The organism is Niveispirillum sp. (genome assembly GCF_017996735.1).
Taxonomy (GTDB): domain Bacteria; phylum Pseudomonadota; class Alphaproteobacteria; order Azospirillales; family Azospirillaceae; genus Niveispirillum.
In genome coordinates this window covers 1-13,186 of sequence record NZ_JAGOGJ010000159.1, presented here as the reverse complement: position 1 = coordinate 13,186, position 13,186 = coordinate 1, and the positions used below count along the sequence as shown (strand labels likewise).

The following is a 13,186-nucleotide window of genomic DNA, read 5'->3' as shown; positions in this document are numbered from 1 at the left end:
GCGCCGACATCGGCGGTGGCCAGCAGGGCGCGGGTCCAGCGGTCGGCCATGGCCGGACCCAGCCAGCCTTCCTGCATCGGCCATGAGGCGACAAACCAGATCAGCGGCAGCAGCAGCGCCAGGGAGACGGGGAACAGCCAGCGCGGAACCAGCCGGGCACCGCGCTGATCCAGATGCGACGGCACATAGGGGCGGCTGGGCGCAACGGCGGCGGCGCTCATGATTGCCCCATGCTGGCCAGGGCCTTGGCCACTTCTTGCTTGGTGGTCTGCGACAGGCCGTGCTGCGTCTTCTCCCAATAGAACGGGTTCTTCACCAGTTGCCACAGCGCCTTGTACGCCGCGACCGACATCAAGGCCCAATAGCCGATGACCGTCAGGCCCCAGGGCGCCAGATTGGTCCAGCCACGCTTCACCGGCGCGATGATGGAGATGTAGGTGAACAGCCCATTGCCAGCCAAAAGGTTGAACAGCGACAGGTATAGCAGGGCCGTGGGGAACAGCGGGTCCAGCCAGGTACCGCCGACCAGCAGCCACAGCAGATAGAAGCCCCAGAAGATCGGGTTCAACAGACCCGACAGCATGGTGCCGCCAATGAAGAACTGGAACCCCCAGAAGCCGCCCGCCCCCACCGATCTGTAAAGGTGGATGGGATCACGCATATGCACCAGATAGGTCTGCATATAGCCCTTGATCCAGCGCGACCGCTGCCGCACCCAGTTGGGGATGGAGACATTGGCCTCCTCAAATGTCGTCGAGTTCACGACACCGACGCGATAGCCCTTCTGCGTCAGCCGCACACCCAGATCGGCATCCTCCGTGACGTTGAACGGGTCCCAGGCGTGAAGCTTGGTCAGCACATCCATGCGGAAATGGTTCGAGGTGCCGCCCAGCGGGATGGGAATATTCAGCCGTTCCAGCCCACCCAGCATAAAATCGAACCAGAGCGAGTAATCCAGCGTGAACATCCGCGTCAGCCAATTCTCATTGGCGTTGAAATAGTTCAGGCGGCATTGGATGCAGGCGGTGTTGGCCGGCGCCTTGCGGAAGGCCACAACCACCTTTTTCAACTGGTCCGGCTCCGGCTGATCCTCCGCGTCGAAGATCACCAGATATTCGCCACGGGCAAAGCGCAGGGCATAGTTGCAGGCCTTGGGCTTGGTCTGCGGCTTGGATGCCGGCACACGGATGATCTCGAAAATACCTTCCAGGCCCAGGGACTTGGCGGCGTTGATCGTCTCATGGTCGCCGGCTTCCAGCACCAGCTTGATGTCCAGCTTGGCGATGGGATAGTCCAGCCGGCGCAGGGCCGCCGCCAGGATGGGCAGCACCTCCGGCTCCTTGTACATGGGCACCAGCACCGTGAAGGTCGGCAGGTCGTCATCCTTCAGCGCCGCCACCTCCGCATCTGTGACCTTACGGTCCACCTGTTTGGCGTCCGACCCGAACCAGACCAGGATGGTCTTCAGGAAGAAGTTGCCGACATAGAATAAGGCCATGATGACGTTGGTGATAATCAGCGTACCGATGGGGGCAAAGGCCAACCCCAGCAGGAACACTGACAACAGCCCATAAAGGAACAGGATCTGCCCCGGCGTCACGACGGTGCGGGCCGAACTGGTCGGGTCCATGTCGGCCAGGGCATGGACGGCTAGATGGTTGAACTCCGCCTCGAACAGGCGCTGCAGCGTCCAGACGATGTCGAATTTCGACGTCACCACCATCTTGGTCTTCAGCCCATAGGTCTGGCGCGCAAACAACATCGCCTTCGGCCCCGGATCGGCGGTCGCCACGGTAATAACGTCGCCGTCCTTCTTCCAGGGCAGCAGCAGCAGGCGGCTGTAATCCTCCACCCTGTCCTTGTCCGCCAGACCATCCTCCGGCCGATCGGCCATCATGTCGATGAAGGGCAGACGGAAACGGTCGGCCAGGGTGCGATAGAATTCGCGCGCCTTCACCATGCCCTGAGAAATGACGATGTCACCGAACGGCACCTTCCATTGCCGTTGCAGTTCCAGGGCGCGTTCCACCTGCGCGACCGTCAGCAACCCCTTGGCCAGCAGAAGCTCACCGATGGGGGGGACCGTGTCGCCGGTGGAGGGAGGCGCGACCGGGGGCGGGATCGGGGCCATGCCGTATCAAGCCTTCGGCGTGCGGTTGCGGTACCAGCGGCGCAGCGCACCGACACCAACCAGGGTCAACAGGCCCCAGGCACCCAGCACCAGCAGGATGCGGAACCGGTCCAGCCAGTCGGCCCAGCCATTGTCATCGGCCACCACCACCCGTACGGCGCGGTCGCGCACGGTATCGAACGCCATCAGCACGCCCGTCTGGTCGGCGAACGCGACGTTGCCCTTGTCAAAGGAAAGACGCGGCAGGCCCGCCGGCACCGTGCCGTCGCTGGTCGCCAGCGACAGGCCCGGCGTGTCATCCAGGCCGGCAAGCTGCGCCGTGATCAGGCCGTGGGTGCCGGAAACGTCCAGCAGCGTCTGCCCCGACCTGTCCTTCACCGACACGGCCCCGCCATCCAGGCGCACGGGCAGGTCGGCCTTGCCGGGCAGGCTGGCGCCCGGCAGTTGGATGAAGGGGGTGGCGGGCTTGGCCTTGCCGTCGCCCACGATGACCGACAGCGGCGCCTGCGCCGGCACCAGATCGGCCACGACACGGGCGGCAAGGTTCACCGCAGCGACGTCCTTCAACTGGTCGGCCGTGACGACCAGGGTGGCGCCCTTGGCCATGGCGGGCGACAGGGCGTAGAAATCGGCGGGCTTGGCGCTGTCGGGCGTCAGGGTCACGCGGCTGCCGGGCAGGATCTGCGCCGGGCTGGCCAGCGGCGCCTCCCGGCAATCGCCACCGGACGGCTGGCGCTGCAACACGATGCGGATGGCGTTGGACCGGCCCAACAGACCGTCAGGCAGCGGTACGGAAATCCGCTGCACCTTGCCGCCATCGGGCAACGAAACGCTGCGCAACAGGGTGTTGTTGACGAAGACATGCAGAAGCTGTGGCCGGTCGCCCACAGTGCTGCCCGGCGCCAGTTCGATCTCCAGCGCCGCCGGGCGCTGGCCCTGCGGCACCTGGGTATAATCCAGGCGCAGCGGCCATTCGGCCCGGTCGACCAGTTCCTGCACCCCCTGCCCCAGCCCCAGGGTCGCGAAGGGAATGCCGTCATCGCCGATGATGCTGGCCGGCTGCGGCTTGGCGGCGTTGATGGTATTGGCCGTCATATCGGCCAGCGGCGACCAGCCATCGGTCAGGAAACGGACCTTTTCCCCATCGATCCCGTCCAGAAGCGCGATGGAGGGGGAACCCACGCCCTTCAGCAGCCCGATATCGGCACCAGGATTGGTGTCCAGCTCATACTTCTTTTCCGGGCCGGCCTTGGACTTCATCAGGGTGATGAAACCCTCGATCTCAGCCCTGGAGGCGACGAAGACGCTGCCGGTATCCATCTCCGCCAGGGTGGGCCAGGGGGGTGGCGGCGGAAGATCGGCCTTGGAGACATTGGCATCCGCGGCGGTAGAGGTGCCTGACGGGATGCGGACAAAATTGACGCGGCGCCCCTCCCGGATCAAAGCCGCGGCCAGACGGGTCACGGCCTGGAACTGAGTCTCGCTCAAACCTTCCGCCGACACGAAGATGCTGACGCGTGGTCCCAGCGCCGACCAGGCAGCGCGCACGCTGTCGATCTTGGCCGGGTCGATGCTGTAGGTCACGGCGCTGTCGGGCGACAGGGTAACAAAGCCACCGGGCAGCCGCTGATCGACGCAGCGATTGTCACTCCATTGCGCGCCCCAGGCGATGGTGGCCTTGGTGAAGGCCTGACGCAGGTCGGTCCGCTTCAGACCGGCCGTGATGGTTTGTTCATGCATGCCCGGCTTCAGGGCGCCGGCCCAGCGCGGCTGATCATCCAGCAGCAGTTGCACCGACGCCCGTTGCCCATCCGCCAGCGCCGTGCCCAGCTTCATGTCCAGCTTCAGATTGTCGGTCGGCACCCAGGCCGGAAGGGGGAAGAAAATATCCTGCCGCGCGGCGATGCCGGACAGGGTGACCCCGTCCGGATAACCCAGGTCGCGCAGCGTGACACTACGCGTATCCAGCTTTGCCGGATCGGCGGCCAGGGCCGGGGCGACCAGGGCGGTTGCGGTGAACAGGGCGGCAATCAGGGTGTGGCGCATGGGGCGTACCATTGACAGGGGGCCGTGGCCGGTGCCCGATGGCGTCCGGCGGTGGAAAGGCGGAGGGTTGCGGATTGCGACGGGAAGGAAACGCCTCGCGGCGCGGCATTCTGAAAATGGGGGCGGGTCTGGCGAGCCTGGGCCTGCTGCCGGCGGCTTGCACGGCCGGAGGCACCCCGCCCTGGCGCGGCGTGAACCTGATCGCCACGCCCGATGCCCCCCTGGGCTCCCCGGCGTGTGAACGGTCCCTGCGCCATCTGCGCGACCTGGGCGGCAATGCCATTTCCCTGATCCCGTTCCTGTGGCAACCCGCACCGGGCGACCCGCGCATCGTGCTGGGCGACGCGGTCAGTCCGGATCAGCTTCGCGCCGGCATAAGGCAGGCGCGGGCCTTGGGCCTGCGTGTGATGGTGAAGCCGCATGTCTGGGTGCCACAAACCTGGGCCGGCGCGATTGAATTCATGCGCGACGGCGATCAGGCCGAATGGCTGGCCCGCTACCGCGCCCTGCTTCTCGACCTCGCCACCCTGGCACAGGACGAAGGGGCCGAGGCCCTGGCGCTGGGCGCCGAACTGCGCGGCGTCAGCAGCGATCCCGCCTGGACCGATATCATCCGCGCCGTGCGCGACCGGTTCCGGGGCACCCTGACCTATGTGGCCCATTGGGACGGGGAGCTGGACCGCCTGCCCTTCCGCCGCCTGCTGGACGTGCCATCCATCAGCCTGTACCCGCCACTGGGCGACGATGATGCCGGCCTGGGCGGGCGTATCGACACGCTGGCCGCGAACCTTGCGCGGCAGGGACCGCTGTGGATCGGTGAACTGGGCCTGCGCAGTGCCGTCGGCAGTCAGGCCAAACCCTGGGAAAGCCCGGAGGAACGCGACGCCCATCCCGATGGCACCCTGCAGGCCCGCGTGCTGGACCATTGGCTGACGGCACTGAACCGCCATGGCCTGCGCGATATCCTGCTCTGGCGCTGGTTCAGCGATCCCGACGCCGGCGGCCCGCAGGACACCGACTTCACGGTACAGGGCAAGCCGGCGGAAGCGGTGATGAAGCGGCACTTCGCGGGATAATCCTGGAGGCTCTTCACGCCCGCCCATAGGTATCCTCCAGGCGCACGATATCGTCTTCGCCCAGATAAGAGCCCGACTGTACCTCGATCAGGTTCAGCGGCACCTTGCCGGGATTTTCCAGCCGGTGGACAGCGCCCAGCGGCAGATAGGTGGACTCCTTCTCCCGCACCAGGATCTGTTCCCCGTCGCGGGTGACCAGCGCCGTACCGTTCACCAAGATCCAATGTTCGGCGCAGTGGAAATGCTTTTGCAGCGATAGCTTATGGCCGGGCTTCACCGTGATGCGCTTCACCTGGAACCGGTCGCCGGCATGCACCGACTGGTAATAGCCCAAGGGACGATAGACGCGGGGCCGGCTTTCGGCCTCCTTGCGGCTGTCGGCCTTCAGCTTCTGCACCACGCCCTTCACGTCCTGCACGGCATCCTTGTGCGCCACCAGGATCGCGTCGGAGGTGGCGACCACCACCACATCCGACAGGCCCAGAACCGCCGTCAGCACGCCATCGGTGCGCACATACGAACCCTGGCAATTGCGCAGGATCACGTCGCCACGCGTGGCGTTCCCGTCCCCGTCCTTTTCCACCACCTCATGCAGCGCCGACCAGGACCCGACATCGGACCAGCCGATCGAGCAGGGCACCGTGGCCGCCCGTCCCGTGCGGGCGAAGATGACGTCGTCGATACTGACCGACGGGGCGGCTTTGAACGCATCTGCCGCCAGCCGCACGGAGTCCAGATCGCTGGCCCGGCCCGCCACCGCCTCTGTCACGGCGGCCAGCAGGGCCGGCTCGAACCGTTGCAATTCCTCCACCTGGTAGGCGCCGTCCACCCCGTCGATGGCGGCACCCGGCCGGATCCAGCCGAACTCCGTCTCCGGCATTTCCGCCTTGATACCAAACGTCACCAAATGACCAAGCGCCGCCCCGGCGGCCAGGCAACGCTCAACCGTCTGTTGCAGCAGGCTGCGGCTGCCGGCCAATGGGAGAAACTGCTTGGGATATTGCTCCCGCGACAGCGGCCATAGCCGCGTACCGCTGCCACCGGACAGGATAACGGGGATGATCGTCTTGGACATGCGGGCAGTCCCTGTCGACGGAGAGGGCGGGAAACGGGGAACCCCAACCTTTCGAATAGGCGCTAACCTTTTGAACAGGAAGGAATAACCAGAAGAAATCTCTTGTCGACATGTCTAGATCATGGGGGCGCCGCCGACCACGGCCGGACGTGTATCCAGAAGAATATAAAATCCAATCTATTTTGAATTGCACCGCTCGCGCGGCCGGGCAACCCTGCCAAAAGCCCTATATATCAAGGCTGAGAACAAAGGCGGGCGGGGGGGAGGCCGGCTACAGCCCCGCCGCCGCCGCCAGCTCGTCCAGCGCCACCAGGCCCGTATCGCGCCAATGCCGGGTGCGGCGCAGTTCGTCACGGACCAGCACCATCAGCGCCGCGGCCAGGTCGCGTTCGCCGTCGCGCAACGGCTGCTCCTGTCGCAGACGGTCGCTGACAGTGCGGACCAGACCCTTGTCCAGCAGGGTGATCCAGCTTTCCGCCCCACCACCCAGCGGTTTGGACATCTGCAACATGCGCACGGCCTGACCCAGCCTGTCGGACGGGGACAAGGCACGGGGATCGGACAGCGCCGACTGGAAACCGGCCTTGGCCAGTTCCAGGACCTGTTCCTTGAAATTGCTGTGGCCGGTTCCCCAATGCATGACGCGGCCGATGACCGTCCGCCAGCGCACACACAGGCCCAGCGCCCATTCCAGCGCATCCTGATCCGGCAGAGGACGTTCCACGGTGCGGCCGGCGGCGACGCAGCGGTCGATCAGGGCGGGATAGAGGTTGCGCTCCACCGCCTTAACCATCTGGTCCATGTAATCGCGCGCCTGTGCGCCCAGGCGCGGATCGTCCAGAATCTCGAACTCCTCATAAATGCCAAGGATGGCGTCCAGATGGCCCAACTCCTCCCCCAGCACCAGCCGGCGCAGGGTGGTGGCGGCCAGTGGCCCCTTGATCGGCTGTCCCGCCCCGGCCAGCAGGCCCGCCTCCTTGCCGATGCGGGCGCAGATACGGCCGAAATGGCTGTCCATGGCCTCCAGGATACGGGCCTGCACCGTGGGTGTGCCATCCAGCAGGAACGGCACGACCGAGCGATAGGCGCGGCGGCGGTGCAACAGCGACAGCGGCACCAGATAGAGCGCCATGCGCGCCTCCGGCGGCGTCAGCGACTGAAGCGGATGCAGGGCAAAGGACCCCGCCAGTTCCACCATCGTCTCGGCCGACCCGCTGTCGGCCAGTACTGCATGGGCGATGGGGCGCAAGGCGCCGCCATGGGTCAACACACCCCGGATGGTGATCAGATCCTCTGTCGTCAGGGCGCGGGGCGCAAAATCGGCCCCCAGGCGCTGCAACTCGGCTGTGCGCCAATTGTTCAGGGCTGCCAGCACCTTGTGCAGGCGCGCGGCATCGCCCGTCAGCCAGTCCAGTGCCCCACGCCGTGCCTGTTCCTGCAAACCCTGGATTTCCGGCATGGACAGGATCAGGTCCAGCGGACGTTCCGCCGCCAGGACCGGCAGCCGCGCCTCGATCTCGGCCGCCAGCTTGGCCAGTGGACCCGCCGCCGCCTGGGTCCAGACCGCACCGATATCCACGGCATGCAGCACGCCGACGCTGGAATAACCGGGACGCAGCATTTCAAGATCGGCCGTCATGAACGGCTCGAATAACTGGGTGAACAGTCGTCGCCCATGCTGCTGGCGGGAAGCGTTGATACGCTCCACCAGGGCACGGCGCACCACCGCGACCTTGGCATTCGCCTCCCCTGCCCCGGCCAGTTCACCATAGAGCATGCGCGCCGCACCGGTGGGCAGGCGTGACACCAGCGCCGCAACCGTCTTGCCGATATCCTCTGTGCTCATGCCGTCCCCACGGGGCACAGGGTCACGCGCATCTGCGGCCAGGGCATGTCGCAGGCGATCTCGTCGGCCAGTTGCAGCAGGCCGGCACCATGCTCCTCCCCCGCCACCAGCAGGGAGAATCCACCCTCGCCCGCCCGGCAGACCCATTTGTCGGCCCGCTCATGCACCGATGAAAAGGCCTCGATCAGCTTTTCCCGGATCTCATCCGCCCCGTGCTGGCCCAATTCCAGCTTCAGTTCCGGCCAGTCGGCAATGGCAACATCCAGCCGCACGCCGGCCACGAAGATACCATCCAGCGCCTGCCGACAATCGACCGATTTCAGTCGCGCGCCAGCCGCCGGGCGCAAGGTGGCCCGCAACCGCGCGGCCAGCGCCACGGGTTGCACCGGCTTTACGATATAATCCGCGGCGCCGGCCGCGAACGCGGCAGCCAGGCTCTCACTTTCCTCCAGCGCGGAGATGACGATAAGCGGAATGTTCGCCAGACGCGGATTGGCCTTTATCCGGGTGGCGGCGCTGATTCCGTCCATTCCCGGCAACATGATGTCCATCAGGATGGCCCGCACATCGGGGGCCGTCCCGGATGTCCTGTCGATCTCCAGCAACTGCAACGCTTCCTCGGCACTTCCAACGGTCTGGCTGGGTCCCAGGTTGGAATGGGCGATGATGGCCGACTGGATGATGCGCTGTTCCTCGCTATCCTCGACAATCAGGATCATCACCACCCCTCCCCACCGGTGCCGGCACTCTATGCCGGCCTGGACGCCATTGGCTAGCTATCCAGATTAACACGCTGAGGGAGTGAGGAAAGATGCGGATCAGGTGTGCCTATCCAGAGCGTATTTCCGGTTACCGGAAATGCGCTTCCGCCCAATCCTCCAGCCGCGTCAGCGTCACGGGAAGATCGGCCAGGATGGGCGCCATATCGACGGAGAAGGGTTTCTCCTCCCCGAAATTGTACCATTCGTAAATCCGGCGCAGTTCTCCGGTGAGCCGGTCGCGGTCCAGCGTGGCGACATCCTTGAACACGCCGGCCATGGCCTCACAGAAATCCGGGATGGGGCGTGGATCGAAACGCAACGGCCGGCCCAACACGGCACCCAGGCGGCGGGCCAGATCGGGCCCCCTGATGGCCTCCGCCCCACCGACATTATAGGCGCGGCCCGACAGATGTGGCCGGTCCAGGGCGGCGATCATCAGGTCCGACACGTCGTCCTGGCAGATCCAGCACACATCCAGGTCGGGATGATGCGGATAGAAGATGCGCCCTTCTTCCAGGATATGCTTGCGTGCCCAGGCGCGCAGCAGATTATCCAGATAGATCACGGGCTGGATGGAAACGGTCGGCACACCGCTGTCGCGCAGCCTTTCCCGCATTTCCCAGCGGGCATCATGGGCCGCGAATCCCCGTTTTTTGTCCTTGATGATCATGGAGCTGTTGAAGACCGCCATGCGCAGCCCCTGCCGCCGCGCGGCCTGCCCGATGGCGTCGACAGCCCGGATCAGCGGGTCCGCCGCCTGAAACGATGTGGAGGGCATGGTAACGAACAGTGCCTCCACCCCGTCCAGCGCACGGGCCAGACTGTCGGGATCGCGGTAATCCGCCGCCATGCTGGCCACCCCGGCGACACCCAGTTTCGACGGGTCGCGGGCAACGGCAACGGGCGTGTGGCCGGCGACGATCAGGCGGCGCAGTTGCGCTTCGCCCTGATCACCCGTGGCGCCGAAGACAAGGACTTTCACGACACCTTCTCCCCTTCGGCCAGGGCAGCCCGGAAGGCGCCAAGGCCGCGCAGCATCAGGATCGACGCCCCGATGCTGGACAGCGAACAGACCAGGGCCAGCGACCAGCCCACCATGCCCGGATCACCGAACAGCCGGTCGGTGATCAATGCGATGAAGGTGGGGGCCAGACCCAGCCCAACGATGGAAACCGTGAAAACATAGAGGGAGGAAACGACGCCGCGCATGCGATTGGGCGTCACCATCTGGATGGAAGACGCCGCCATGGCCATGGGCAGCGTGTAGAAGAATGTCACCCCCACCGCCGCCGCCAGCGCCAATTCATAGGTCGGGCAGAAAGGCAGCAGCACGGCAAACGGCACCACGCCCAGCGTGGTCAGGGCCGGGGTGCGGAAGGCGGCATCAACATAGCCGCGCGCGGTCAGGAACTTCGCCACATACGGCCCGCACCACACGCCCAGGGAGCCTGCGATCAGCACCGATGCCCCATATTCCAGGCCCACCGACGCCATCGACACCCCGTAATGCCGGATCAGAAAGCTGGGTATCCAGGCCGGAAAGGCATAAAGCGCGATGACATGCAGCGACATGCCTCCATAGAAGGCACCATAAAAGGCCCGCCGATCGGCCAGGAACCGCCAGATCTGGGTCAGGGTGAACCGTTCCTGCTCCGCCCGGCCCGCAGCCCTGGCCCGGGGCGGTTCGCGCACCGTCAGCATCAGGGCCGCCAGCACCAGACCCGGCCCGCCCACCACGATGAAAGCCAGATGCCAGGGCGCCAGCAGGCCGAAGGGACCGGCATCCACCGGCCCGACATGGCCCAATTGCTGGATCACCAGCCCGCCGAAGATCAGCGCCAGCCCGCCCCCAAGATAGGGGCCCATGAGAAAGATGCTCATGGCGCGCGGCAGCTTGTCCTTGCTGAAATAATCGGACAGCAGCGACCAGGCGGCGGGCATCAGGCAGGCCTCCGCCCCGCCCACCCCCATCCGGGCACCGAACAACTGCCAATAGGTCTGCGACAGGCCGCAGAAGATGGTGAAGACCGACCAGAGCGTGACGCCGGTCCAGATGATGGTGCGGCGGTTGCCGATATCCGTCCACCGCCCGAACAGCGGCCCCATCATCACATAGGCCAATGTGAAGGACAGGCCCTGCAACAGGCTGATCTGCGTGTCCGACAGGGTGAACTGCCCCTTGATCGGCTCCACCAGCAAATTCAGAATCTGCCGGTCCACGAAGGCAACCGCATAGGCAACTGTCAGCAGGATCGTGACGTACCAGGCGTAACGCCCGTCACGCGGCACCGGCCGTGCCTCGGCCTTGGGTTGGGACATGTCGATGCCGGACATCAGGCTGTGGGTCATCGGCCAGGGCTCTCCTGCTGGTGATACAGCCGCCAGGTGGGCAGCGCCTCCGGGAAATCGGCCGGGCGGCGGTCGCCATAGGCGCGCTGGCGCAACGGATCGCCCAGTGCCTCGGCATATTCCGTCACCGGCAGATAATAGAAGAAGGTCAGCAACCGGTCGGCAAAGCGCCATTTGCCATCGGCCCCGCACCGGTATTCATCCTGATAACGCAGCGCCGTCAGCATGGCCTGACCATTGCGCCAGACCTCGGCATGCGAGGTGACGATGCCCGTCGCCCGGTCGGGATCGGCATCATCGAAGCGGATGATCTTGTCATGGGTGAAGTGATTGCATGGGCCCAGGGCCGCGAACCGGCCCCGATACTGCTCAATCACCGCCGCCCGGCCACGCGCGTCCAGCACCCCGTCTTTGGACCGGAAGGCCCCGTCCTCGGTGAACAGATCCGCCAGGCCTTCCAGGTCGCGGTCATCGACCGTCAGCCCGTAACGGGCCACCAGATCATTGATCTCGGCCCGCGCTTCCAGCCGGGCGATGCGCTGTTCCAGGGTCAGGGTCGTTGGCATTGATATCCCCTATCGTTTCAACCCTCCCCCCTTGAAGGGGTGGGAGGGCTCCGCCCACCCTTTTCGCAGGTGGGAGGGTGAAGGGGGACCAGGCATTGCCACCAAAGCTCCCTCACCCTCCCATCGCTTCACAGAGAGGGGCGCTGGTTGACCTCAGAATTTCGCCGACAGTTCCACGCCATAGGTGCGCGGCGTGCCGCCCCAGACGGCGCGGTGCGTGCCGCCGTCAAAGCCGAAATCGTAATATTTGGCGTTGTTAAGGTTACGGCCGAACAGGGACAGGGTGTAGCTGTTATCCAGCGAATAACTGACAGAGGCGTCCCACAGCCCATAGGCATCCAGCGCCAGGGACGGGCTGTTCAGCGTATCGATGAACTGATCATCCACCCAGGTGTATGAGGTGCGGAAGCGCAGGGAGCTGGTGTCCGTCACCGGCACCTCATAGCTGGCCGAGACGGCATATTGCCATTTCGGCACCCGCTCGAACTTCAGATCCTTGGCGATGGGGCCGTCGATGGCGGGCTCATACACGCCGTTCCGGTTGGCATCGATATTGGCGAAGCTGTCATAGCCGGCATCGGTGTAACCCACTGACGCATCCAGGGTCAGCGCATCGGTGACCAGGAAGGACCCTTCCAGTTCCAGGCCCCAGATAGTGGCCGACGCCGCGTTGCGCGGCACCTGCGTGACGGTCGGCAGACCGTTGATGATCACCGTGTCGGATACGGTGCGCTGGATGTTCGTATAATCCGACAGGAAGGCGGCGGTATTCAGGCGCAGGCGCCGCCCCATCAGCTCACTCTTCATGCCCGCCTCATAGGAGGACACGGTTTCCTGGTCCACCGGCCCCAGAACGGCGGCATTGGTGGCGCGGGCATTGAACGACCCGGAGCGGAAACCCTTGGTCCAGGACGCATAGAGCAGCACATCGTCATCGACCTTCCAGTCCAGGCCGACCTTGGGCGAGAAGCTGTTCCACTTGTCATCGCCCTTCAGTCGCGCGACCGGACAGGCGTTGAAATCCAGGCTGTTATACAAGGCGGCATTGAAGGGACACAGCTCGATCTCCTTCTTTTCCACCGTATAACGACCGCCCAGAACCAGCGAAAGCTGGTCTGTGAACTTCACCGATCCCTGACCGAATACGGCATAGGAACTGTCATCGGTCTTGGCGATGCCGACGGTGCGGGAAATGACGGGCGCCGTCGCGGGACCGCTGGCATAGGCAGCGCGGCGTTCGGCGATGTACATTTCCTGGGTGAAGTAATAGAGGCCGGCCGTGAATTCCACCATGTCGGAGAAGCTGGAAGCATAGCGCAACTCGCCCGAATATTGG

11 protein-coding genes are annotated in these 13,186 nt (G+C 65.2%); 1 reads left to right on the top strand and 10 read right to left on the bottom strand.

Annotated elements, in window-relative coordinates; translation table 11 throughout:
* The 3 genes from KBA48_RS28905 to KBA48_RS28895 form a co-directional block, all read right to left on the bottom strand.
* The coding region (locus KBA48_RS28905; protein ID WP_292912159.1) for a hypothetical protein at positions 1 to 221 on the bottom strand (221 nt) is incomplete at its 3' end.
* Positions 218 to 2,131, bottom strand: coding sequence for a glycosyltransferase family 2 protein (locus KBA48_RS28900; RefSeq protein WP_292912158.1), 1,914 nt, complete (start codon positions 2,129 to 2,131; stop codon positions 218 to 220). The genes KBA48_RS28905 and KBA48_RS28900, both read right to left, overlap by 4 nt.
* Positions 2,132 to 2,137: 6 nt before the next feature.
* Positions 2,138 to 4,177, bottom strand: coding sequence for a cellulose biosynthesis cyclic di-GMP-binding regulatory protein BcsB (locus KBA48_RS28895; protein WP_292912157.1), 2,040 nt, complete (start codon positions 4,175 to 4,177; stop codon positions 2,138 to 2,140).
* Positions 4,178 to 4,251: 74 nt separating this feature from the next.
* On the opposite strand from KBA48_RS28895, the gene KBA48_RS28890 reads away from it, so the two are divergent.
* Positions 4,252 to 5,253, top strand: a complete 1,002-nt coding sequence (locus tag KBA48_RS28890) for a hypothetical protein (RefSeq protein ID WP_292912156.1) — start codon at positions 4,252 to 4,254, stop codon at positions 5,251 to 5,253.
* A 13-nt stretch (positions 5,254 to 5,266) separates the two neighbouring features.
* On the opposite strand, the gene KBA48_RS28885 is transcribed toward KBA48_RS28890, so the two are convergent.
* The 7 genes from KBA48_RS28885 to KBA48_RS28855 all read right to left on the bottom strand — a co-directional run.
* Entirely contained in the window at positions 5,267 to 6,328 is a 1,062-nt protein-coding gene (locus KBA48_RS28885; RefSeq protein WP_292912155.1) for a sugar phosphate nucleotidyltransferase, read from the bottom strand.
* Between the two features lie 271 nt (positions 6,329 to 6,599).
* Positions 6,600 to 8,174, bottom strand: a complete 1,575-nt coding sequence (locus KBA48_RS28880; RefSeq protein WP_292912154.1) for a hypothetical protein — start codon at positions 8,172 to 8,174, stop codon at positions 6,600 to 6,602.
* A complete protein-coding gene (locus KBA48_RS28875) occupies positions 8,171 to 8,893 on the bottom strand; it encodes a response regulator (protein WP_292912153.1) in 723 nt (240 codons plus the stop codon). Before KBA48_RS28875 ends, KBA48_RS28880 begins: the two co-directional genes overlap by 4 nt.
* A gap of 130 nt (positions 8,894 to 9,023) precedes the next feature.
* Positions 9,024 to 9,917 carry an SDR family oxidoreductase gene (locus KBA48_RS28870; RefSeq protein WP_292912152.1) on the bottom strand — a complete coding sequence of 298 codons (894 nt, stop codon included), beginning with the start codon at positions 9,915 to 9,917 and terminating at the stop codon, positions 9,024 to 9,026.
* A complete protein-coding gene (locus tag KBA48_RS28865) occupies positions 9,914 to 11,284 on the bottom strand; it encodes an MFS transporter (RefSeq protein ID WP_292912151.1) in 1,371 nt (456 codons plus the stop codon). Before KBA48_RS28865 ends, KBA48_RS28870 begins: the two co-directional genes overlap by 4 nt.
* Positions 11,281 to 11,850: a nuclear transport factor 2 family protein gene (locus tag KBA48_RS28860; protein WP_292912150.1), complete on the bottom strand. Its 570-nt coding sequence runs from the start codon at positions 11,848 to 11,850 to the stop codon at positions 11,281 to 11,283. Before KBA48_RS28860 ends, KBA48_RS28865 begins: the two co-directional genes overlap by 4 nt.
* Positions 11,851 to 12,003: 153 nt before the next feature.
* Positions 12,004 to 13,186 (bottom strand): TonB-dependent receptor (locus KBA48_RS28855; protein ID WP_292912149.1); only part of this gene is annotated, 1,183 nt, incomplete at its 5' end.

Bases quoted from the DNA above. Each gene is read 5' to 3' on its own strand.
- KBA48_RS28885 (WP_292912155.1), bottom strand. From the start codon at position 6,328: ATGTCCAAGACGATCATCCCCGTTATCCTGTCCGGTGGCAGCGGTACG.
- KBA48_RS28880 (WP_292912154.1), bottom strand. From the start codon at position 8,174: ATGAGCACAGAGGATATCGGCAAGACGGTTGCGGCGCTGGTGTCACGC.
- KBA48_RS28900 (WP_292912158.1), bottom strand. From the start codon at position 2,131: ATGGCCCCGATCCCGCCCCCGGTCGCGCCTCCCTCCACCGGCGACACG.
- KBA48_RS28895 (WP_292912157.1), bottom strand. From the start codon at position 4,177: ATGCGCCACACCCTGATTGCCGCCCTGTTCACCGCAACCGCCCTGGTC.
- KBA48_RS28875 (WP_292912153.1), bottom strand. From the start codon at position 8,893: ATGATCCTGATTGTCGAGGATAGCGAGGAACAGCGCATCATCCAGTCG.
- KBA48_RS28865 (WP_292912151.1), bottom strand. From the start codon at position 11,284: ATGACCCACAGCCTGATGTCCGGCATCGACATGTCCCAACCCAAGGCC.
- KBA48_RS28860 (WP_292912150.1), bottom strand. From the start codon at position 11,850: ATGCCAACGACCCTGACCCTGGAACAGCGCATCGCCCGGCTGGAAGCG.